Source organism: Nocardiopsis oceani, from assembly GCF_054777395.1.
Genome location: NZ_BAAHAR010000005.1, coordinates 105,713 through 127,442 on the forward strand (window position 1 = coordinate 105,713; position 21,730 = coordinate 127,442).

Below are 21,730 nucleotides of genomic sequence, written 5' to 3' on the forward strand. Positions count from 1 at the left end.
CGGACCCGGCCGCTCGATGCGGCCGGGTCCGTCGTCGCTGCAGCCCTAGTGGGCCTTGCCGTCCCCATCGGAGGAGTGGTGCAGATGGTGGCCCGAGTGGGCCTCCACGCCCTCGAAGGACACGTTGTCCTTCGTGTACCAGTGAGCCAGGGCACGGCGGAACTTGCCCATCGGCTTGCGCGCCGCGGGGTTCTCCACACCCTTCTCATCGGTCTCGCCCTCGTCCAGTGCGGTCGAGGTGATGGTCGGCTTGCTCTGCAGCACGTGGGTGGTCTCGTCGGAGTTCTCCCTGTGAACCTCGATGAACTCACCGCTGGGCAGCTGCTGGATGGTGCCGCTTTCGTAACCGTGCTCCAGGGCTTCGCGGTCACGGCGCTGCAGGCCGAGGCAGATCCGCTTGGCGATGATGTAACCCAGGATCGGACCGGCGATGGCCAGCGTACGGAAGATGTACGTGGTCAGGTACAGGTCGATCGAGAAGGTCTCCGAGAGCACGTCGTTCGACCCGGCCATCCAGAGGACACCGTAGAAGACGATGCCGGCGACGCCCAGACCGGTGCGGACCGGGGCGTTGCGCGGACGGTCGGCGACGTTGTGGGCGCGCTTGTCCCCGGTGATCCACTGCTCGATGAACGGCCACGCGCCGAGCGCACCGAAGATCAGCCCGGGAATCACCAGGCCCGGCACCAGAACCGCTGTGATGATCGGGTACCCGAACAGCTCGAAGTCCAGCGTGTTCGGGAAGATCCGCAGCGAACCCTCCATGAAGCCCATGTACCAGTCCGGTTGGAGGCCGGAGGTGATGGACGTCGGTGTGAAGGGGCCGAACAGGTGGATCGGGTTGATCTGGACGAAGGCGCTCAGACCGGCGGTCACGGCGAAGGTGAAGAAGAAGAACCCACCGGCCTTGACCGCGAACGCCGGGAACATGGGCGTTCCCACCACGGTCTTGTCTGTTCGCCCCTGACCTGGATACTGCGTGTGCTTCTGGTGCCACAGGATCATGAAGTGCGCCACGATGAGCGCCAACAGAAGCGCTGGAAGCAGCAGGATGTGGAGCATGTACAAGCGCGTGATGATGTCCTCGCCGGGGAACTCCCCGCCGAAGAGGAACATCGAGATGTACGTGCCGACCAGCGGCAGCGCCAGGATCACACCCTGGAGAATCCGGACACCCATGCCCGAGGGCAGGTCGTCCGGCAGCGAGTAGCCGAAGAGGCCCTCGAGGATGGCCAGGGTGAAGATGGCGATACCGATGAGCCAGTTGATCTCACGCGGCTTGCGGAACGCACCGGTGAAGAACACCCGGAGCATGTGCACCACCAGCGAGGCCACGAAGATCAGCGCGGCCCAGTGGTGGATCTGGCGCATGAGGAACCCGCCTCGCACATCGAAGTTGATGTGCAGGGTCGAGGCGAAGGCCTCAGTCATGGGAACGCCTTGGAGGCGCTCGTACGAGCCGTCGTAGATGATCTCGGCCATGCTCGGCTTGAACCACAGGGTGAGGAACACGCCGGTGACGAGCAGGATGATGAACGAGTACAGCGCGATCTCGCCCAGCATGAACGACCAGTGGTTCGGGAAGACCTTGCGAAGGTTCTTCTCACCGGTCTTGGCCAGGTGGAAGCGGTCGTCGATGTAGTTTCCGACGCCGCGCAGTGCCTTTGGTGCTTGCGTGGTCTTACTCATCGACTAGTCCTTCGCGTATTCCCAGAAGGTCGGCCCGGCCGGCTCGTTGAAGTCGCCCCTCGCGACGAGGTAGCCCTCGTCGTCGACGCCGATCGGCAGCTGGGGCAGAGCTCGGTGAGCCGGTCCGAAGACGACCTTGGCAGCATCCACCGCGTCGAACGTGGACTGGTGGCACGGGCACAGGATGCGGTGCGTGGTGCGCTCGTAGAGCGCGGCGGGGCATCCCACATGCGTGCAGATCTTCGAGTACGCGACGATGCCCTGGTGGGTCCAGTTCATGTGCGTCTCGTCGCTGCCCTCGCGCACGGGTTCGTTCATCCCGTCCTTCCAGTCCCCGTCCGGCACCTTGATGAGCATGATGACGGACTTGGCCTGGTCGTTGATGCTGATCCCGTGCGGGTGGAACTCCGAGTCCGGGTAGTGGTCATCGGGGAGCGCGGGCAGGGCGGAGATCATCCCGTTCGGGTCGTTCTCCAGGTCCTCGACCCTGATCTCCCGGTGGGTCCCCTCGACGTGCATGCGCATGCCGTCCACCCACGGGGTCTGCATCAGCTTGTCGCCCGGCATGGGACCGGTGTCGCGCAGAAGGACGACCGGCGCGATACCCAGCGGCAGCATGGCCAGGAGGAGCGTGCGGCGCATCAGCGGGCGCTTCGTGAAGCCGCTCTCGTCGGCGCTCTTCATGAAGAACTCGCTGAAGGAGCTCTTCTCCTCCTCGTCGGAGGGCAGGTCGTCGTAGGGCGACGCCACCTCGTAGTGGGGCATGATGTTGCGCGCCCACTCCGTCATACCGGCACCGATGCCGAACAGCGCGAGGGTGAGCGTTCCGCCAAGCAGCATGTTCGAGTACTGGCCGATCAGCGGGTCGCCGATCGCCGGCTCCCCCGCCGCGTTCGGCGGGTAGAGGAAGTACGAGACGATGAAGCCCATACCGCCGAGGAAAGCGAGGATGAACCAGAGCGAGGCGACCTTCTCGCCTCGGCGCTGCTTCTCCTCCGAGTGCGAGTGCGTCTCCGAGGCCAGGTAGGGCCCGTTGTGCTCACCCTGCGGCTCGGCCGGGGCCTCCGTCACCACGTCATTGGTGTCCGTCGGAGTACCGACCACGCGCTCGTTGGCGTCGTCGGCCCCGGTCTCGTTGTTGTCGTTGCTGTTGTTCTCAGTCATGGGCACGCTGCTTCGCGGTGATCCAGATCGCGCAGGCGATGATCAGGGAGAGACCGATGGTCCACCCGATGAATCCCTCCGCCACCTGGCCGACTCGGTCCAGCGCGAAGATGCCGCCGGCGTCAGGTTCGGCCTCCAGCGTCTTCACGTAGGAGATGAGCTCCTGCTTCTCCTCGGGCGAGATGGCGCCGTCGCTGAACATCGGCATGGCGCCGGGGCCACTGACCATGGCCTCGTAGATCTCGCGCGGGGTCGCGTCGTGGATATCGGGTGCCCAGGCGCCGTCGGTCAGGGCACCGCCGCCACCGGACCAGCTGTGGCAGTGCGCACAGTTGGTCAGGTAGAGCTTCATGCCCATGTCGACGTCGTCGGCGCCCTCGATGTAGGCGTCGTAGTCCGACTCGTATTCGGCGACGGCCTCCTCGTAGGAAGCGTCGTCCTCGAACTCCGCACGCTGCGGCTCGCTGCCGGGCACCTCGTAGGGAACGTCGGCACCGGCACCGTCGGACCTGATGCTGTCGTCGTAGTAGGCGATCAGGTTGGTGAGTTCCTCTTCGGACATGACCATCGGCTTGCGCGGCATCTGGTTGTCCGGGTCCATCGACGGCATACGGCCGGTGCTGACCTGGAAGTTGACCGCGGCCGAACCAACCTCACGCAGGTCGGGCCCGGTCGGGCTACCGGAGCCGTCCAGACCGTGGCACGAGGCACACGTCTGGTCGAAGATGGTCTTGCCCTCGGCGATGTCCACGTCCTCTTCGGACGGGGCATCAGCGGCAAGTGTCTGCGCCCGTGCCTGGTCGGCGGTGGGGGCCATTGCGGCATACCCCACCCCGAACAGGGCTAGCGCGAGGATGACGACGACATACCCCGCCAGGGGATGCCGCCGCCGCGCGGTAATCCATTTCACGGTTTCCCCGTTTCGGGTTACTGAAGGAAGTAGATGGTGAAGAACAAAGCGACCCAGACGACGTCGACGAAGTGCCAGTAGTAGGACACGACGATCGCACTGGTCGCCTGTTGGTGAGTGAAGCGCTTCGCGGCGTACGTACGTCCCAGCATGATGAGGAACGCGATCAAACCACCGATGACGTGGAGTCCGTGGAAGCCCGTGGTCAGGTAGAACACCGACCCGTAGGCGCTCGACTGGAGCGTCAGGCCGTAGTCGACCACCAGCTCGTAGAACTCATACGCCTGTCCGAGGATGAAGAACAGGCCCATGAAGAACGTGATGTAGAACCACATGCGCAGTTTCTGGACGTCGCCGCGTTCTGCGGCCCAGACACCGAACTGCGCGGTGAAACTGGAAGCCACCAGCACCACGGTGATGGTCGTCGCCAGCACCAGGTTGAGGTGGACGCCCTCCTGCGGCCAACTGCCGAGCTCAGGGTTCCCGTTGGTCACCGATCGGATGGTGAAGTACATCGCGAACAGCGCTGCGAAGAACATGAGTTCGTTGGCCAACCACACGATGGTGCCAACACTCACCAGGTCAGGACGCTTCGCCGCACCATGCGCTGATGCGGTTGCTGTTTTTGGGTTCGCGGTTGCTGTCGCCACGGGAGCATTATTACGGCTTCTCGCGCAGGTCCGTACTCGACCCCCCGTAAGGCGACGGATCAACGCCCGGATCGGCCGCCACAGGAGGCCGGATCCGCTCTCTCCCTGTGACTCGGGCGTTACTGTAGCCGCTCGTGCGCCCTGCGTCCGCGTCTGGCGCGCCCGGACAGCCGAAAAGGCTCCATCCAGGACGGCTGAGGCGTTCTGTACCCCCGGGACACGAGCTTGAACCGCACCAATCCAACGCTGAGATATCAAAATGATCACCGTTGAACAACGCCGGGCCCGGGGGCGGTGAGCGAAGGCCACCGAGCTCCTGGCATTCTGTGGTGTCGAAGGTCTCAGCTCCGCCTCGGACCTCCGGGCCGATCTGGGCGCGGTGACCGCGAGGCAATAGAGTCATAGGCATACAGCCAACTAACGACCCGGCCGCACCCCCAGGCGGCGGCCGCGGACAGACGCGATGGGACGGTTGCGCGATGGTGGTCAGCGGTACGGACACGGGTGCCAAGATGCGCGTGCTGCTCTACAGCGACAAGGCGGACACACGCGAGCAGGTACGGCAGGCCATCGGCCGCCGCCCCGCGACGGATGTCCCGAAGGTGGAGTTCGTCGAGTGCGCGACCGCGCCCGGCACGCTGCGCAAACTGGAGTCCAAGGAGCCCGGCGAGCACATCGACGTGGCTATCTTCGACGGTGAGGCCGCGCCGAACGGCGGGATGGGCCTGTGCCGCCAGGTCAAGGACGAGATCTACCGCTGCCCGCCGGTGCTCCTGCTGGTGGGCCGGGTCGACGACGGCTGGCTGGCGACCTGGTCGCAGGCCGACCAGGTGGTGAGCCACCCGATCGATCCCGTCGCACTCGCCGAGTCGCTGGCCGGACTCATGCGCCAGCGGGCCGCGGCGATCAGCGGCTGATCCGGTGGGATGTGACGAACACGGTCGGGCGATGACCGAGCGGGAGAACGGCGACAGGGACATGCATCCTCAGCCAGTGGGCGAACGGCGGCCTCAACCGTGGGGCCGAGGGCGATGGCGTAGCCCCGTCCTGCCTCCCTCCCCTGTCCTGGGCGGTTGATGTCGGCGGCCCGCTCCGTCGTGCCCGCCCCACCGCTCTCTCCCACCCGATCTCACATCCGTGGAGTCGCACAATGAACGTCCCCGCATCGTCGGCACCCGTGCCCGAACAGGACCGCCAGCAGCAGGAACAGCCGAGTTCCGCCGTCGAGGAGCGGAACTGGTCCAACCTGATCACCGCTCTCCTGGGCGGGGTCTCTCTGAGCACCGCCGACACCGAGTGGGCGATGAACGAGATCATGTCCGGCTCGGCGACCGGTGCCCAGGTCGCGGGGTTCGCGATCGCCCTCCGCGCCAAGGGTGAGGCGGTCTCCGAGGTGAGCGGCCTGGCCCAAGGCATGCTCGACAACGCCGTCCGGATCAGCGTCGACGGCCCGACCCTGGACATCGTCGGTACCGGCGGCGACCGGGCGCACACCGTGAACGTGTCCACGATGGCCGCGATCGTCGCCTCGGCCGCGGGCGCGCGCGTGGTCAAACACGGCAACCGCGCCGCGTCCTCCTCCTGCGGGACCGCCGACGTGCTCGAACGGCTCGGCGTGGTGCTGGACCTGCCGCCGGAGCTGACCGTGCGGGTCGCCCAAGAAGCGGGCATCACGTTCTGCTTCGCCCCGCTGTTCCACCCCTCGCTGCGGTTCGCCGCCCAGCCCCGCCGCGAGCTCGGAGTTCCGACCGTCTTCAACTTCCTGGGGCCGCTGACCAACCCCGCGCAGCCTTCCGCGTCCGCGATCGGCGTGTTCGACGAGCGCATGTGCGAGGTGATCGCCGGTGTGCTCGCCCGCCGCGACTCCTCCGCCCTGGTGTTCCGGGGGGACGACGGCCTCGACGAGCTGACCACGGCCACCACGTCCACGGTCTGGGTGGTCTCCGGCGGTGAAGCCAGGCGCGAACGCCTCGACCCGGCAGACCTCGGTATCGAGCGCTCGGCGCCCGACGCCTTGCGCGGCGGTGACGTGGAGTTCAACGCCCAGGCGGTTCGGGACCTGGTGGCGGGGCGGCGGGGGCCGGTACGCGACGCCGTGCTGCTCAACGCCGGTGCCGCCCTGGCCGCCGTCGACGGCGTCGAGGGCTCCCTGACCGAGTCGGTGCGCGCGGGCTATGAGCGGGCCGGCGCCGCCGTGGACAGCGGTGCCGCCGAGCGCCTGCTGGCCTCGTGGGTCCAGACCAGCCAGGGCTTCGCCAAGGGCCTCTGAGCGCCTTCCCGGAGACCGCTCACGAAACACGGGCGGGGCGCGGCCGTGTATGCGCCGCGCCCCGTTCCCGTGTGCGGGCCCTGTGCCGCCGGAGCTACCAGCCGAGGGCGAAGGCCGACTCCAGGTCGTGCTTGGAGTAGGTCTGGAAGGAGATGTGCGTGTCGGAGGAGATCACACCGGGGACCTTGTTGACCCGTCCCGGGATCACGTCGGCGAGGTCCTCGTGGCGGCGGACCCGCACCATGGCGATGAGGTCGACGCCACCGGTCACCGAATAGACCTCGCTGACCCCCTCGATCTCTGCGATGGCCTCTGCGACCTCGGGGATGCGGTGGACGTCGGCCTTGATCATGACGATCGCGGTGATCACTGTGCCTCCTGGGCGTTCGGGTGCGGAAGCGGTGCCGCCCGGACTGCGGCGCTAGTAGACGTCGGAGAGCCGCGTCCCGGAGCGCCATCGCAGCCGGTAGACCACCAGTCCCGCGATCACCCCCGCGACGAACCCGTAGACGTGTGCCGCGTAAGCCACGTTGGATCCGGCTCCGGGAGCGGTCGAGGATGTGACGTAGAGAAGATACTGAAGGGCGAAGTAGCTGCCGACCACGGCCCACCCCGGCAGGCGCATCGGGATGACCCCGAACACCAGTGTGGTGACCCGGCTGCGGAACTGCACCACCAGGTAGGCCCCGAGGACACCGGAGATCGCGCCCGAGGCTCCGACCATCGGCACGGTGCCGTCCGCGTCGACCAGTGCGTGGCTGTAGGCGGCGACGACGCCGGTGACCAGGTACAGGGCCAGGAACCGGAGTTTGCCCACGCGGTCCTCGACCACCGGTCCGAACACGAACAGGTAGACCATGTTGCCGAGCAGGTGCATGGGTCCGGCGTGCAGGAACATGGAGCTGAACACGGAGAACCAGATCGACTTGCCCTCGATGCCCCCGCACTCGGGGGTCAGCGGAGCGGCCAGGTCGACACGGCCGAGTATCTCGTCCGGGATGGCGCCCCAGCGCATGAAGTAGTCGTCGATCGAGCAGAAGCGCACCAGCATGTCGGCCGGGTACCAGACGGCGGTGGCCGCCTGGGGCGACAACAGGTAGACGAGGACGTTGGCCGCGATCAGCCCGTAGGCGATGACGGGTGCGCGACGGACGGGGTAGTCGTCATTGAGCGGAAGCGCGGCCATGTGCCCAGTGTGTCATTTCGGTGTGGGCTTCGGCGCTCCGCAGCGGGCATGTCCACTCACCCTCGACCTCGACCAGGCGCGTACCAGGTGAAACAAGCCAGTCCAGCACGAGTTCGGTCTCCCCCGCCGTGGCGTTGGGAACCGGTCCGAACCCCGCGGTCACCCGCTCGGCGGTGGCGGTGAGCGAGGCAAGGAAGGCGCTGGGCTCTGTGCCCGGCCGCAGGACTGCGCTGGCGGCCAGGCGGCCGTGGCGGACCACGACGGTCTCCCAGCCCGTAGCGCCGGGCCGGGAAGCGACCAGGTGCGGGACGGCGGCGATCGCGGACAGCCGCTGGGAGCGCCTGGCTCCGCGCAGGAACGCCGTGAGCCGGTCGCGGAGGCTCGCGGCCTCCTCGTAGCGCAGCTCGGCGGCGAGGTCCCGGATGCGCCCGGTCAGCGCGTCCACCACGACGGCGGGGTCGCCGGTCATGGCGGTGCGGGCAGCGGCCGCGTGCACGGTGTAGGCCTGCAACGGCTCCGAACCGTCGCACGGGGCTCCGCAGCGGCCCAGCTGGGCCAGCACACAGGGTGTCACCGTGCGCTCCGGCGGGGCGAAGGTGTGGGTGCACTGGCGGAGCGGCAGGGCGTGCAACAGCGCTTCCTTGGCCTCTTCCGCGTCCCTGGGTGAGTTGTAGGGGCCCAGGTAGGGCGCGCCGTCGTCCTTGACCGCACGGACCACGGACAGGCGGGGGTAGGCCTCCTGGGTGAGTTTGACCCACGCGGCGCGTTCGGGGTTGCGTGATCGGCGGTTGAACGGGGGTTTGCGCTCGGCGATGATGCGGAGCTCGCGGACCGAGGCCTCCAGGTCGGTGGTGCACAGGATGGGCGTGACCCCTTCGACCAGGCCGGCCATCTCCCGGATCCGGCGGCGGGACTCGGCCGCGGTGAAGTACGTGGCCACCCGGCGGCGCAGATTGTTGCTCTTTCCGACGTACAGGCTCTCGCCCCGTGCGTCGGTGAACACGTACACGCCGGGCCCCTCGGGTAGGTCCTCGGCCAGGTGCCGCTTGGACCGCTGGGCGCGGGTGGCGGGCTTGTTGACGGCGCGCAGTTCCTCCAGGCTGGTCACCCCCATGGGGCCGAGCCGCTCCAGAAGGCCGTGGAGGACGTCGACGGTGGCCTTGGCGTCGTCCAGGGCCCGGTGGTTGGGGGTCGTGGGGGCGCCGAAGTAGGCCGCAAGGGTGCCCAGACGGTGGTTGCGCACCTCCGGCCGGGGCAGCACGGCCCGTGCCAGGCGCAGGGTGTCCACGACCGGGGGCGCGGGCCACTCGACGGCCTCGCGTTCGCAGGCGGCCTTGAGGAAGCCGGTGTCGAAGGGCGCGTTGTGCGCGACCAGGACGGTGTCCGGGTCGGTGGCCAGGAAGGCGAGCAGGCGCGGCAGGACCTCCTCGATCGGCGGCGCCGTGGCCACCATCGACTGGGTGATGCCGGTCAGCAGTGTGACGTTGGCCGGGATCAGGGTCCGGGGGTCGACCAGGGTGGAGAACTCGTCGACGGTCTCTCCGCCCCGTACCCGGACCGCACCGACTTCGGTGATCCGGGAGCCCGACGCACTGGTGCCGGTGGTTTCCAGGTCGACGACCACGAAGGACACCCCGGACAGAGGGGTGCCTAGGTCGCCGATGCTGGTTTGGACGCCGACGGGCGCCGCTGAGTGTCGAACCACGCGGTCAGGGTAGTCGGGGGGCACGACCAACGGCTTCCGGGATACGGTCCGTCCCTCCCGACATGGAAAGATGTGGGGCACCGGGTGCGGCGGGCCCGCCGTCCGGGACGAGAACGACAGCAGCCTGACACCAGTAGGAGGAACCGTGGGGATCGCGATGCCGGGTGACAATGAGCGATGGCGGTGCACCGGGTGCGGCAACCTCACACGGTTCGACGTGACCCGCACGCTGCGCTCTGAGGACTTCGTCCACCAAGAGCTGTCCGGCGCGGGGGTGGTCGAGGAGCGCACCGTGCTCGCCGAGACCGTCGAACGGGTCAAGTGCCGGTGGTGCGGCGCCACCGACAGCGTGACGATCGTCCCCCGCCCCGACGCCGACCGGTCGGTCTCCGACTCCTCGGCGGAGAGCCCGACGGGTCAGGCATGAGCGCCCGCCCGGGCGCGGGCGGCGAGGCCGACGGCACGGAACCGGACCCCGAGACCGGCTCGGGGTCCGAGCACTCCGAGGACGGCGGGGAGCGGCTCCGCCGCCCCCTTCCGGAGCCGGTGCGCGCCCGCGTCGTCGAGTACGGATCCGATGTGCTGGGGGGTATGCGCCCCTCCGACCTTCCGCCCCTGCTGCGCCGGGTCGCCAAGTTCGAACCGCGCCGCCGGGCCAGGCTGGCCGGTCCGCAGATCGCCGCCCAGCTCGAGAACCACGACGGTTTCCGGGGGATGGTCGCCGCTCGGGTGGAGCAGGTGTGGCCCGAACTCGCCGAGGGCATGCGGGCCGGCGTGGTTCCGCCCGCGGCCGACCCGGTGGCGGTGGCGGCCTGCGCCTATCTGCTCCGGCCCAAGGGCTGGCCGGACATCATCGAGGACGTCCACGAGGAACTGGAGCGGCAGACCAGCGCCAAGGAGGTCGACGAGGCCGCCGAGGCCCTCGACGACGTCCGCCGACAGCTGGAGGAGACCCGCAGCGGGCACCAGGCCGAGCTGGCCAGGCTCCGGAAGCAGATCTCGGAGCAGCGCTCGGAGATCTCCGAGCTGCGCCGCAAGGTCCACAACGAGCGACAGCGGGCCAAGAAGGCCACCGCCGAGGCGGAGCGCGTGGTGGTCGAGAACGCGGACCGGCGCAGCGAGAGCGAGAACCAGGTAGGCGCTTTGGAGGCGGAGAACCGCCGCCTGCGGTCGCGCCTGGCGGATGCCGAAGCCCAGGTGGAGAACGCGCGGCGGGCGGTCCGCACCGGCCGCAACGCCGACGAGGCGCGTCTGCGCGTACTGCTGGACGTGCTGGTGGAGGCGTCGCACGGCCTGCGCCGCGAACTGGCTCTGCCCACGTCCCTCAACAGCCCGGCCGACCTGGTCGCCGAGGCTCGGGAGGAGGGGAACCGGGTGTCCCTGGGCGGTCTGCCCGACGACGCGCCCGGGCTGTTGGAGTACCTGCTGACGGTTCCCCGCGTGCACCTCCTGGTGGACGGCTACAACGTCACCAAGACCGGTTACGGGACCCTGCCGCTGGTCGACCAGCGCAACCGGCTGCTCACCTCGTTGGAGGGGCTCGCCAGCCGGACCAAGGCCGAGATCACGTGTGTGTTCGACGGCGCCGATGTGGAGGCGCCTCCGGCGGCGCCCAACCGGCGCGTGCGGCTGCTGTTCAGCGCCCCGGGTGAGACCGCTGACGAGCTGATCGTCCGCCTCGTGCGGGCGGAGCCTCCCGGCCGCCCGATCGCGGTGGTGACCTCCGACAAGGAGATCGTCACGGCGGTTCGACGCGCGGGGGCGCGCGCGGTGCCCTCCCCGATCTTCCTGCGTCGGCTGGAGTCCCACACCTGAATCGGCGCCCGGGTCCGGTGCTGCCTCAGGTGGGAAGCCGATTGAGAGCCACACCACTCAAGAAAGTCCACCGGACCCGAAACTGCCGCGCGCACCCTCGCTTTCCTGCCGAAACGTCCACTTCTGAGACAGCGGTCGCCACAGTTCAGAGCGATGCGGGTTCTGCGTCGTGGTTGAGACGTGCAGGACGGTCCGCTAGGTTCTTCCAGGAACGTGAGTGCTCCGTCGGATAGAAGACCACCCCTGTGCCTTCCCCACACCGGCGGAGACCCGCACACTCATGCGAGGCCCGTGCCGTGCACGGGTTCCCCCTTGCTTTCCGTCTCCCAAGCACCCCATGCGGACTTCTCAATCTCAAGGAGCGTGGACCGCCATGAAGAACCCCGGTGGTCGGCGTACAACTCGCCGAATCGCTACGACCGGTCTTGGCGTCGTTGCCGCCGGTACCTTCATCGCCCCCGGCATCGCACACGCGGAGCCGACACAGGACGAGGTCGAGGACCGCATTGAGGAGCTGAACACGGAGGCCTCCTCCGCGGTCGAGACCTACAACCAGGCCGAAGAGGACTACGAGGCGGCCAAGGCCGCGCACGACGAGCTCGACGAGCAGGTCGGCGACGAGCAGGACCGCTACGACGACCTGCGTGAGAAGGTCCAGCAGTTCGCGAACGCCACCTACCAGAGCGGCGAGCTGGACTCCACGGCCAACGTCCTGACCTCCGACGGCCCTGAGGCCCTGCTTGAGCAGAACGCCGACCTGAACTACCTGTCGGACACCCAGCAGTCGCAGCTCGACGACTTCGGTGACTCCGCCGAGCGGCTGTTCGCGCTCAAGGACGAGGCCGAGGAGTCCCTCGAAGAGGCCGAGGAGGCGCTCGAGGAGGCCGAGGACGCCAAGGACGAGGTGGAGGAGGCCATCGAGGAGCAGCAGGAGCTCCTCGACCAGTTCCCCGACTCCGACGCCTCCGCCGAGGGCGGCGACGACTCCGGCGACCAGTCCCACGCCGGCAGCGGCGACGCGGCCACGGCCCTGGACGCCGCCTACTCCCGGGTGGGCCTGCCCTACATCTACGGCGGTACCGGCCCCGACGGGTACGACTGCTCCGGCCTGGTCCAGGCGTCCTGGCGCGCGGCCGGCGTCGACCTGCCGCGCACCACGTACGCGCAGGCCGAGGTGGGCAGCCGCATCAACGACATGGGCTCCGTCCAGCCGGGCGACATCCTGTTTTTCTCCGGGCTGGGCCACAACGGCCTCTACGCCGGGGACGGCCAGATGGTGCACGCCCCCCGTACCGGCCGCAACCTGGAGGTCGTCGGCCTGGCCGCCTATTGGGGCGGCCAGTTCGAGTTCGCCGTTCGCCCCTGAGGCTTTGATCCGCGAGGCCGCCGCTCCTTGATCGGGGCGGCGGCCTTGTGGTGTCACGGGTGGGTCAAGTGCTGTTTTCGGACAGGCCATGTCTCGCGCCGGAATGTCACGAAACAGTTGAGTGCGCCCCAAGGGATGCACTAGTGTTCATCGCCGAGCGTGGTTGCTCCTCTTCACCACAACCCGGTGGTGACAACCGCGCCCGGGTCGGGCACACCCCCACACCGTTTCGGCCACCCTCACTGGCCCAAGGACCCCCACCCGGTGCAGTCCCTTGTTCCCGCACGGCCTGGGGCAAGGGGAGAAAGGTGTTACCCAACGTGTCTGTATCCCGTGGCGACCACGGACGCCGAACCGCGGTCATCGCTTCCCTCGCCCTCGGTGCCCTTCTCCTGCCCTCCGCCGTGGCGCACGCGGACCCGACGGCCGATGACGTCCGCGAGGAGATCGAAAGCCTCGAAGAGGAGTTCATCGAACTCAACGCGGCCTACAACGATGCCCAGGAGACCTACGAGGCCGCCGAGGAGAAGCTGGACGGCATTCTCGAGGACATCGAGGCCGCCGAGGAAGAGGTCGAGTCCCTCGGATCAGGCGTCCGGACCCTCGCCAACGCCGCCTACACGGGCGTGGACTACGACTCGCCCACCCATCTCATCGGCGCGTCCGGCCCCGAGGAGGCCCTGGAGCACCAGGCCGACCTGACCTACCTCTCGGACCAGCACGAGGAGCGCCTGGACCAGTACGTGGAGGAGCTCGACCACCTCGAGACGCTCCGTATCGAGGCTGAGGACACCGAGGAGTCGGCCGCCGAAGCCCTGGAGGAGGCGGAGGAAGCGACCGAGGACGCCGAGGACGCCATCGCCGAACAGGAGGACCTCCTCGACGAGCTCACCGAGGAGGAGCGGGCCGCGGCCACCGAGAACGTCAGTGACGACGACAGCTCCGACAGTGGCAACGGTGGCGGTGGCGGCGGTAGCTACGACGGCCCGGCCACCGGCAACGCGCAGGCCGTGCTCGACTTCGCCTACGCCCAGATCGGAAAGCCCTACGTCTGGGGCGGCACCGGCCCGGACGGCTATGACTGCTCCGGTCTGACCCAGGCCGCATGGTCCCAAGCGGGCGTGAGCCTGCCCCGGACCACCTACGACCAGGTCAACGCGGGCAACCAGGTTTCCTGGGACAATAAGCAGCCCGGTGACCTGCTGTTCTTCTACGGTTCCGAGCCGAGCCACGTGGGCCTGTACGCGGGCGGCGGCGAGATGGTGCACGCCTCCACCTCTGCCCGTCCCATCGGCACGGTCACGCTGAACGACCACTACCGCAGCAGCTTCGTCACCGCCGTACGCCCTTAGGCCCCGAGGCCCCGAGAACACGGTCCGGACGCGCCCCGGAACGAACGGCCGAGAGGCCCCGGACACCGGTTCGATCCCGGTGTCCGGGGCCCCTCATGTTCTCTCCGGCTCCGACCTCCCCGGCCTCGAACTTCTCCGCGGCGACCGGGTTTCCCGCACCGAGGGCGGCGGACGTCCTAGACTCGCCGGGTGTCGCGAACTCTCATCATCACCAACGACTTCCCTCCGCGTGCGGGCGGCATCGAGTCCTTCGTGCACGAGCTGGCTCGGCGCAGGCCCGAGGGCTCGGTTCTGGTCTACTGCTCCTCCCCCAGCGCCGCCGACGAGCGCACCGACCCCCACTTCGACCTGCGCCAGCCCTTCCCGGTCGTGCGCGACGCGGCGAAGGTGCTGCTGCCCACCCCGAGGGTGGCCCGGCGGGCAGGGGTGATCGCCGAGATGGAGGACTGCGACTCGGTGCTCTACGGGGCGGCCGCCCCGTTGGGCCTGATCTCCGCCTCGCTGAGCTCCCAGGTGCGCCGCCAAGTGGCGCTCACGCACGGACACGAGACGGGCTGGACGGTGCTCCCGGGGGCGAGTTCGGCACTGCGCGGGATCGGTGAGGGCGTCGACACCGTCACCTACCTGGGCGAGTACACGCGGCGCCGACTGGCACGCTCGCTCTCCAGCGCCGCAACGGACCGGATGCGGCGGCTGGCCCCCGGCGTGGACACGGACCGGTTCCGTCCCGGGGCGGGCGGCGCGGCGATCCGCGCACGTCTCGGGCTGGGCGGGCGCCCCGTGGTCGTGTGCGTGTCCCGCATGGTGCCCCGCAAGGGCCAGGACACTCTCATCCGGGCCTGGCCGCGGGTCCTGGCCGACGTGCCGGACGCCGTCCTACTGTTCGTCGGAGACGGCCCCCACGCCCCGAAGCTCTACTCTTCCGCGCTCGGCATGGACTCGGTGCGCTTCACCGGCCCCGTGCCGCCCGAGGAACTGCCCGCCCACTACGACGCCGGCGACGTCTTCGCCATGCCCTGCCGGACCAGGCGGGGCGGCCTGGACGTGGAAGGCCTCGGGATGGTCTACCTTGAGGCCTCCGCCACCGGACTGCCGGTGCTCGCCGGCGCGTCGGGGGGTGCCCCGGACGCGGTCCTGGAGGGCGAGACCGGTCACGTGGTGGACGGATCGGCCCCCGGGCCGACCGCCCGGGCGCTCAGCCGGCTCCTCAGGGACCCCGACCGCGCCGCCCTGATGGGAGCACGCGGCCGGGAGTGGGTCTCCCGGGAGTGGACCTGGGACCGCACCCTCGAACGCCTCAACGGCCTCCTCACGCCCGCGGAGGGGGGCGGTGGGCCGCGGAGCACCCCTTAGCGGCAACGGCCCAGCGGTCCACGCCGTTTAGAACCCTTCGCCGTGCACCGGGCCGGGGGTGCCGGAACCGTCGGTGGACTGGGGCTCCCCGGTCGCGCTGTGGGACAGCCACTCCTCCCATGACCGCTGGTAGAAGCCCCAGCCGTTGTTCCACTCCAGTTCGCGGTCGGTGCCGGTGGTCTCCAGGATGTCGCCCATCAGGGACTCGTCGTGGAACCAGCGGGCGTCCCCCACGGTCATGTTGGTGCAGCCGTTGGAGGTGTCGGCCCGGCCCAGGTTGTCCTCGTTCCAGGGGGCTGCGTGGGTGAACTCGCCGCTGTTGGACGTGCGGACCGCCCAGTCCACGTCCAGCCGGTAGGCGTCGGGTGAGTCCTCGGGGATGCCGACGGTGGCCGAGTCCATCACGATGGACTCGTGCTTCTCCATGGTGAGGTGGACCCCCGAGGTGGTGGTGTCGAAGTGCTCCTCCGCCGCGCCGTTGCTCACCGGGATGGTGCGGACGGTCTCGCCGTCGACCTCGACGCTCATCTCGTGGTCGGGCACGTGCATGGTGGAGATCAGCTCGCGGCCCACTTCGAACTCGATGCGGTGGTTGTCGACGCCGTAGACCCCGTCCGCTGACTCCACACCGGCCAGGCGCAGGTCCACCGTGACCTCCTGGTAGGGCTCCCAGTACTCCTTGGGCCGGAATACCGCCATCTGGTCGTCGACCCAGTTCCAGGCGCCTTCCGTCGCCTCCTCGGCGGTGACCTCGATGGAGTTCTCCACCTGCGCCTTGTTGGTCACGGGCAGGTCGAAGTTGACGATCACCGGCATGCCCACACCGACGGTCTGCCCGCTGGAGGGGAAGTTGGACGCGAGCTCGAGGCGCTGCCCCTCGACGCTGTCCAGGGTGGTGAACTCCGAGACGGCCTCGGTCTCCTGACCGTCGGCGTCGGCCGCGGTGGCGACCACGGTGACGGTGGCACCGGGGCGCAGGTTCCGGTCGCTGGCCCACTCGTCCTCGGCCTCGTTGAAATCCCCGGTGACCTCGAAGAGGTCCCCCTCGGCCCCTCCCGCGGCCTCTTCCCCATCGCCGGAGGCGACCTCGTCCGGGGTCTCCTGTTCGACGCGGACCTCGGTGAGCATCCCGTCAGCGGTCTCCACGCGGACGGGCCTGTTGGGCTGCACGCCGGTGTCCCCCGGGGCGGGGCTGATCAGGACCTCCGGCCCCTCGTCCTCTTCCTCCTGCTCCTGGTCCTGCTCCTCCTGCACCGAGGTGTCTCCGGGGTCGTCGTCGGGGCTCGGGGAACACGCCGAGCCGAGCAGCACGACGGCGGCTACGGCCACGGCCAGCCGGGGGCGGGAGATGCGTCGCTTCATTCCAGGGACCTCCAGCGTCCGTTTCGACGGGCCCTGACGTGTGCGGAACCGGTCCGCACGGAAACAGCAGGGTCAGGGCCTGGATGCACCGTGGGGTCAAGGGCCACGTGGGGGTCGCCCGAAAAGAATACCCCGGTGCCCGGGGGCCGTCCTGGGACCCTCCGGTCACCGGGGCGGTGACACTCGCGCCCGACCTGAGTGGTCATCTACCCGCATGGGGCGAAGGCGCCGGTTGTGCGCGTCAGTGCTGGAACTCTCCGCGGTAGTACTCGAAGACCCAGCCGATCGACGACAGCATGATCGCGAGGAAGCCGATGAACACCATCCACCAGCCGATCGCGATACCGACCGCCGTGAAGGCCACGGCCAGCGCGACCCACAGCGGCCACCAGCTGTGCGGGCTGAAGAAGCCGTACTCGCCGGAGTTCTCGGAGATCTCGCCGTCGAGGCGCTCCTCGGGCGGGAGGCCGTGGAAGTGCTCGCTGCGGCGAGCCGCCTGCCAGAGCCAGTAGCCGATCATCCAACCGAAGCCGATGGAGATGACCAGGGCGGTGGTGCCCGTCCACTCGATCGCGCCGGTGTCCTGGTAGGACCAGTAGATGTACAGGGCAGCGGCAAGACCGAAGAAGGTCGAGATGCCCATGAACAGATAGGCCTGCATCTTCATGTGAGCTCGCCCCTACTTCTTCTCGGCACCGGCCGCGACGGCACCGGGTGCCGCGGCGTGCGGGTGGTTGAGGTCGAAGGCCGGACGCTCGGACCGGATCCGCGGCAGCGACGTGAAGTTGTGTCGCGGCGGCGGGCAGGACGTCGCCCACTCCAGGGAGCAGCCGTAGCCCCACGGGTCGTCGCTGGTGACCATCGGCGCCCGCTTCGACGTGATGTACACGTTCCAGAAGAAGATGAGCGTCGAGGCGGCCAGCACGAAGGACGAGATCGAGGAGATCTGGTTGAGCTCCGTGAACCCGTCTTCGGGCAGGTAGTCCGCGTACCGGCGCGGGAAGCCGGCCGCGCCCAGCCAGTGCTGCACCAGGAAGGTGCCGTGGAAGCCGAGGAACAGCAGCCAGAAGTGGAACTTGCCCAGCTTCTCGTTGAGCATCTTGCCGGTGAACTTGGGCCACCAGAAGTAGAAGCCCGCGAACATCGCGAACACCACGGTGCCGAACACCACGTAGTGGAAGTGCGCCACCACGAAGTAGGAGTCTGTGACGTGGAAGTCGATGGGCGGCGAAGCCAACAGCACACCGGTCAGACCACCGAAGAGGAAGGTGACCAGGAAGCCGATCGTGAACAGCATCGGTGTCTCGAACGTGAGTTGGCCGCGCCACATCGTCCCGATCCAGTTGAAGAACTTCACCCCGGTGGGGACCGCGATGAGGAACGTCATGAACGAGAAGAACGGCAGTAGTACTGCTCCGGTCGGGAACATGTGGTGCGCCCACACGGTCACGGACAGACCGGCGATGGCGATGGTGGCCGCCACCAGGCTCTTGTAGCCGAAGATCGGCTTGCGGCTGAACACCGGCAGGATCTCGGTCGCGATACCGAAGAACGGCAGCGCGATGATGTACACCTCTGGGTGCCCGAAGAACCAGAACAGGTGCTGCCAGAGGATGGCACCACCGTGTTCCGCGTTGAAGACCTGTGTACCGACCATGCGGTCGGCGCCGAGGGCGATCAGGGCTGCGGTCAGCACCGGGAACGCGATGAGCACCAGGACACTGGTGAGCAGGGTGTTCCAGGTGAAGATCGACATGCGGAACATCGTCATACCGGGCGCGCGCATGCACAGGCCGGTGGTGATGAAGTTGACCGCACCGAGGATGGTGCCCAGACCGGACACGATCAGACCCAGGATCCACAGGTCACCGCCGAGGCCCGGTGACCGGACCGCGTCGGAGAGCGGGGTGTAGGCGAACCAGCCGAAGCTGGCGGCGCCGCCCGGGGTGAGGAAACCGCCGATGGCGATGAGGCTGCCGAACAGGAACAGGTAGTAACTGAACAGGTTCATCCTCGGGAACGCCACGTCGGGCGCACCGATATGCAGCGGCATGATCACGTTCGAGAACCCGACGAACAGCGGGGTCGCGAACATCAGCAGCATGATCGTGCCGTGCATGGTGAACAGCTGGTTGAACTGCTCGTTGGACATGAACTGCATGCCCGGCTCGAACAGCTCGAGGCGCATCAGGAGCGCCAGCACACCACCGAAGAGGAAGAACGCGAAGGAGGTGATCAGGTACATGTACCCGATGACCTTGTGGTCGGTCGACGTCATCCAGCTGACGATCATCGACCCTTTTCGTGACGGTGCCTGAGGCCCGCCAGTCTCGGTTTCGGTTGCCGTCGTGGTCATTTACTCGTCATTCTCCTCGGGCTCGGCCGCTTCGGCGCCCGTGCCCTCGGTGTCGGTGCCGTCGGCACCCGTACCCTCAGCGGCGTCGGTGTCAGGACCGGCGCCCTGATCCTCGGGGTCCTCTACGGCGGCTGCCTCCTGCTCGGCGGCCCAGCTCTCGTACTCGCCCTCCGGCAGAACCTCGACGTTGAAGAGCATGCGGGTGTGGTCCACACCGCACAGCTCGGCGCAACGGCCGATGTAGGTGCCCTCAGTGCCTTCCTTCAGGTTGGCCTGGAAGGCGTTGTCGCGGCCCGGCACGACATCCATCTTGAAACCGAACGCCGGGATCCAGAACGAGTGGATGACGTCGGGCGAGTAGAGGTCGAAGTGAACGGCCGAGTTCTCGGGCAGGACGAGGGTCGTCTGCGTCTCGGGGTCGGCGGTCCCGTCCGGATTGGGGATACCGACCTCGGAGAAGAGCACCTCTCCGCCGTTCTCCTTCGTGTCGTCCATGTAGTTGAACTGCCAGGCCCATTGGAAGGCCACGACTTCTACGTGGACGTCCGCGGGCTCCTCGGTATCCATCAGGTACGCCTGGTCACGGGCGGTGAAGAAGAACAGCACCGAGATGATGACGATCGGCAGAACGGTGTACAGCGCTTCGATGGGCATGTTGTACCGCACCTGCGGCGGCAGCTGCTCAGAGCGCTTGCGGTGGAAGAGGATCGTCCAAATGAACAGTCCCCACACGAGAATGCCGACCGCGAAAGCCGCCAACCACGAGCCCTGCCAGAGCGAGAGAACACGCTCAGCCTGCTCGGTGATCGGCGCCGGCATGCCCAAACGAGTGAGCTCGTTCGACGCGCAGCCGGTCGCGGCCAGCCCCATCACGGCGAGCGCGGCGCCGCGTGGTGCCCATCGGCGCAGTGTTGAGCGCCGATTTTTTTGGCGGGTCGGACTCACGGATTGCCTTCCCAGCGGTGAAGCCCGTGGATTCTCCACGGGCGGCCTAAGTATCCAAAGCTTGTCAGGGGGAAACATTATCGCGAACCGCCCAGCGTGCCGATCAGGGGCTTGCCTGGTCAGCGTGTTGCCAGGATCGCCCCTGACGGAACGCGTGGTGGTCCCGCGGAGCCGGGCCCAGTCGCCCCCGAGGGACATCCTCCCGGCTGGCTACGAGGCGCGGCCCGGCGCGGTTCCCCCGGGCCCTCGCCGTCAGCGCGTACATCGCCGCCTGTGGCGGTGCTGCACGCGTTCACGGCACGAGACTAAGGCGAGCGTATCGCTGGGTTTACGGCACCCTTAACCGGGTGCGCCTTTTCGAGCGGCCCAGGTCAAGATTGGGCTACAGGACGACAACCAACAGGAGTAGCCGTGCCTCAGCGACCGGTCTCGCAGCAGCCTCTGGTCACCGTGGAGGCGGTGGGCCGCAAGTGCCCGATCCCGATCATCATGCTGGCCGCCAGATTGCACGAAGTGCCCATCGGAGCGGTCATCGCGGTCACCGCGGACGATCCGGCGGCGAGCGCCGACATACCGTCCTGGTGCCGGATGAAGATGCACGAGTTCGTCGTCGAGGAGCCCTTGGCGCGGGGTAGCGCGTTTCACATCCGCCGGATGTACTGACGGCGCGACGGGCCCCTAACGGGGGTTTCGGTTCCGGTGCGATAACGATTGGCACCCGCCGGTCCTGGGGGTGGCGCCTGGGGGGACCCGACGCACCGCGTGACCGTCAGACGTGCCGGTGCAGGGCGCCGGGCAACACGAAGGCCGCGCGGACACGGGGTCCGCGCGGCCTTCCCCGCGGCACGGGACCGCCCTCGGAGAAGGGCTGGACCCGCGGGTGCGGGAGGTGCTTAGCGAGCGTAGAACTCGACGACGAGCTGCTCGTCGAACGGCACCGGGATCTGCTCACGCTTGGGGCGGTCGATGACCGCGATGCGCAGGTCCTTGTGGCTCACGGCGAGGAAACCGGCAATCTTGTCGTCCGCGTGGATGCCCTCGGCAGCCTCGACGAACGGGACCATCGTGCGGGACTTCTCCCGAACGCTGATGATCTGGCCCGGCTTGACCTGGTACGACGGGATGTCGACCTTCTTGCCGTCCACGGTGATGTGGCCGTGGTTGATGAACTGGCGCGCGGCGTAGATCGAGGCGGCCAGACCGGCACGCAGGACGACCGTGGCCAGACGCAGCTCGAGCTCGGCGAGCATCTCCTCACCGGTACGACCGGCGCGCTTCTTGGAGTTCTCGTAGATCCGGAGCAGCTGCTTCTCGGTCAGGTCGTAGTACCAGCGCACCTTCTGCTTCTCCGCCTGACGGACGGCGAAGTCAGAGCTGTTGCGACGGACGCGACGGCCGTGCTCGCCGGGCGGGTACGGGCGCTTCTCGAAGTAGCTGACCGCCTTACGGGTCAGCGGGGTGCCGGCGCGCCGGGACAACCGCACCTTCGGTCCGGTGTAGCGCATGCATAGTCCTTTCAAGGTGAATCAGGGAATCCCAGGTAAGGCTTGCCTAGATCTGGGAGGCGCTCCGGGCGCCCGAGCCCCGGATCCCGCGGTGCGGGGCGGA

20 protein-coding genes are annotated in these 21,730 nt (G+C 68.3%); 8 read left to right on the forward strand and 12 right to left on the reverse strand.

The window, feature by feature from the left end:
- Positions 1 to 45 precede the first annotated feature (45 nt).
- Genes qcrB through ctaE form a run of 4 tightly spaced genes read right to left on the reverse strand, consistent with a single transcriptional unit; the run spans position 46 to position 4,413 of the window.
- Entirely contained in the window at positions 46 to 1,689 is a 1,644-nt protein-coding gene (gene qcrB, locus ACYVDG_RS04175) for a cytochrome bc1 complex cytochrome b subunit (RefSeq protein ID WP_460746940.1), read from the reverse strand.
- A gap of 3 nt (positions 1,690 to 1,692) precedes the next feature.
- The gene (gene qcrA, locus ACYVDG_RS04180; RefSeq protein ID WP_460746942.1) at positions 1,693 to 2,853 is read right to left on the reverse strand and encodes a cytochrome bc1 complex Rieske iron-sulfur subunit; all 1,161 of its coding nucleotides are present in this window, start codon (positions 2,851 to 2,853) and stop codon (positions 1,693 to 1,695) included.
- Positions 2,846 to 3,763, reverse strand: a complete 918-nt coding sequence (gene qcrC / locus ACYVDG_RS04185; protein WP_460746944.1) for a cytochrome bc1 complex diheme cytochrome c subunit — start codon at positions 3,761 to 3,763, stop codon at positions 2,846 to 2,848. The genes qcrA and qcrC overlap by 8 nt, the downstream gene beginning before the upstream one ends.
- 17 nt (positions 3,764 to 3,780) lie before the next feature.
- Positions 3,781 to 4,413, reverse strand: a complete 633-nt coding sequence (ctaE, locus tag ACYVDG_RS04190) for an aa3-type cytochrome oxidase subunit III (RefSeq protein ID WP_460746947.1) — start codon at positions 4,411 to 4,413, stop codon at positions 3,781 to 3,783.
- Between the two features lie 479 nt (positions 4,414 to 4,892).
- Between ctaE and ACYVDG_RS04195 the strand changes: the two genes are divergently transcribed.
- Together ACYVDG_RS04195 and trpD are read left to right on the forward strand one after the other, a co-directional pair.
- Positions 4,893 to 5,330, forward strand: a complete 438-nt coding sequence (locus ACYVDG_RS04195; protein ID WP_460746948.1) for a hypothetical protein — start codon at positions 4,893 to 4,895, stop codon at positions 5,328 to 5,330.
- 233 nt (positions 5,331 to 5,563) lie between these two features.
- Positions 5,564 to 6,682, forward strand: a complete 1,119-nt coding sequence (gene trpD, locus ACYVDG_RS04200; protein ID WP_460746949.1) for an anthranilate phosphoribosyltransferase — start codon at positions 5,564 to 5,566, stop codon at positions 6,680 to 6,682.
- A 94-nt stretch (positions 6,683 to 6,776) separates the two neighbouring features.
- Here the strand turns inward: trpD and ACYVDG_RS04205 are convergent, their stop codons facing one another.
- The 3 genes from ACYVDG_RS04205 to ACYVDG_RS04215 are packed head-to-tail and all read right to left on the reverse strand — an operon-like array spanning position 6,777 to position 9,573.
- Entirely contained in the window at positions 6,777 to 7,052 is a 276-nt protein-coding gene (locus ACYVDG_RS04205) for an Lrp/AsnC family transcriptional regulator (RefSeq protein ID WP_014910589.1), read from the reverse strand.
- A 51-nt stretch (positions 7,053 to 7,103) separates the two neighbouring features.
- Positions 7,104 to 7,868: a rhomboid family intramembrane serine protease gene (locus ACYVDG_RS04210; protein WP_460746951.1), complete on the reverse strand. Its 765-nt coding sequence runs from the start codon at positions 7,866 to 7,868 to the stop codon at positions 7,104 to 7,106.
- Complete coding sequence (locus ACYVDG_RS04215) at positions 7,846 to 9,573, reverse strand: DEDD exonuclease domain-containing protein (RefSeq protein WP_460746952.1); 1,728 nt, start codon at positions 9,571 to 9,573, stop codon at positions 7,846 to 7,848. Before ACYVDG_RS04215 ends, ACYVDG_RS04210 begins: the two co-directional genes overlap by 23 nt.
- Before the next feature lie 145 nt (positions 9,574 to 9,718).
- Between ACYVDG_RS04215 and ACYVDG_RS04220 the strand changes: the two genes are divergently transcribed.
- From ACYVDG_RS04220 to ACYVDG_RS04240, 5 genes are all read left to right on the forward strand, one after another.
- Complete coding sequence (locus tag ACYVDG_RS04220; RefSeq protein ID WP_460746954.1) at positions 9,719 to 10,000, forward strand: hypothetical protein; 282 nt, start codon at positions 9,719 to 9,721, stop codon at positions 9,998 to 10,000.
- Complete coding sequence (locus ACYVDG_RS04225) at positions 9,997 to 11,388, forward strand: NYN domain-containing protein (RefSeq protein ID WP_460746956.1); 1,392 nt, start codon at positions 9,997 to 9,999, stop codon at positions 11,386 to 11,388. The genes ACYVDG_RS04220 and ACYVDG_RS04225 overlap by 4 nt, the downstream gene beginning before the upstream one ends.
- A gap of 373 nt (positions 11,389 to 11,761) precedes the next feature.
- The gene (locus ACYVDG_RS04230) at positions 11,762 to 12,754 is read left to right on the forward strand and encodes a C40 family peptidase (RefSeq protein ID WP_460746957.1); all 993 of its coding nucleotides are present in this window, start codon (positions 11,762 to 11,764) and stop codon (positions 12,752 to 12,754) included.
- Between the two features lie 320 nt (positions 12,755 to 13,074).
- Positions 13,075 to 14,106 carry a C40 family peptidase gene (locus ACYVDG_RS04235; protein WP_460746958.1) on the forward strand — a complete coding sequence of 344 codons (1,032 nt, stop codon included), beginning with the start codon at positions 13,075 to 13,077 and terminating at the stop codon, positions 14,104 to 14,106.
- Positions 14,107 to 14,295: 189 nt separating this feature from the next.
- On the forward strand, positions 14,296 to 15,459 hold the full coding sequence (locus ACYVDG_RS04240; RefSeq protein WP_460746959.1) for a glycosyltransferase family 4 protein: 1,164 nt from the start codon (positions 14,296 to 14,298) through the stop codon (positions 15,457 to 15,459).
- 27 nt (positions 15,460 to 15,486) lie between these two features.
- On the opposite strand, the gene ACYVDG_RS04245 is transcribed toward ACYVDG_RS04240, so the two are convergent.
- The 4 genes from ACYVDG_RS04245 to ctaC form a co-directional block, all read right to left on the reverse strand.
- Positions 15,487 to 16,821: a L,D-transpeptidase gene (locus ACYVDG_RS04245; RefSeq protein ID WP_460746960.1), complete on the reverse strand. Its 1,335-nt coding sequence runs from the start codon at positions 16,819 to 16,821 to the stop codon at positions 15,487 to 15,489.
- 241 nt (positions 16,822 to 17,062) lie between these two features.
- Positions 17,063 to 17,488 carry a cytochrome c oxidase subunit 4 gene (locus ACYVDG_RS04250; protein WP_460746961.1) on the reverse strand — a complete coding sequence of 142 codons (426 nt, stop codon included), beginning with the start codon at positions 17,486 to 17,488 and terminating at the stop codon, positions 17,063 to 17,065.
- 12 nt (positions 17,489 to 17,500) lie between these two features.
- Complete coding sequence (gene ctaD / locus ACYVDG_RS04255; RefSeq protein ID WP_460746962.1) at positions 17,501 to 19,177, reverse strand: aa3-type cytochrome oxidase subunit I; 1,677 nt, start codon at positions 19,175 to 19,177, stop codon at positions 17,501 to 17,503.
- Positions 19,178 to 20,122, reverse strand: coding sequence for an aa3-type cytochrome oxidase subunit II (gene ctaC, locus ACYVDG_RS04260; RefSeq protein ID WP_460746963.1), 945 nt, complete (start codon positions 20,120 to 20,122; stop codon positions 19,178 to 19,180).
- Positions 20,123 to 20,533: 411 nt separating this feature from the next.
- On the opposite strand from ctaC, the gene ACYVDG_RS04265 reads away from it, so the two are divergent.
- Positions 20,534 to 20,785 (forward strand): sulfurtransferase TusA family protein, encoded by a 252-nt coding sequence (locus ACYVDG_RS04265; protein ID WP_460746964.1) that lies wholly within the window; start codon positions 20,534 to 20,536, stop codon positions 20,783 to 20,785.
- 230 nt (positions 20,786 to 21,015) lie between these two features.
- Here ACYVDG_RS04265 and rpsD read toward each other — a convergent pair whose 3' ends face one another.
- The gene (rpsD, locus tag ACYVDG_RS04270; RefSeq protein WP_460746965.1) at positions 21,016 to 21,627 is read right to left on the reverse strand and encodes a 30S ribosomal protein S4; all 612 of its coding nucleotides are present in this window, start codon (positions 21,625 to 21,627) and stop codon (positions 21,016 to 21,018) included.
- Between the last annotated feature and the right edge of the window lie 103 nt (positions 21,628 to 21,730).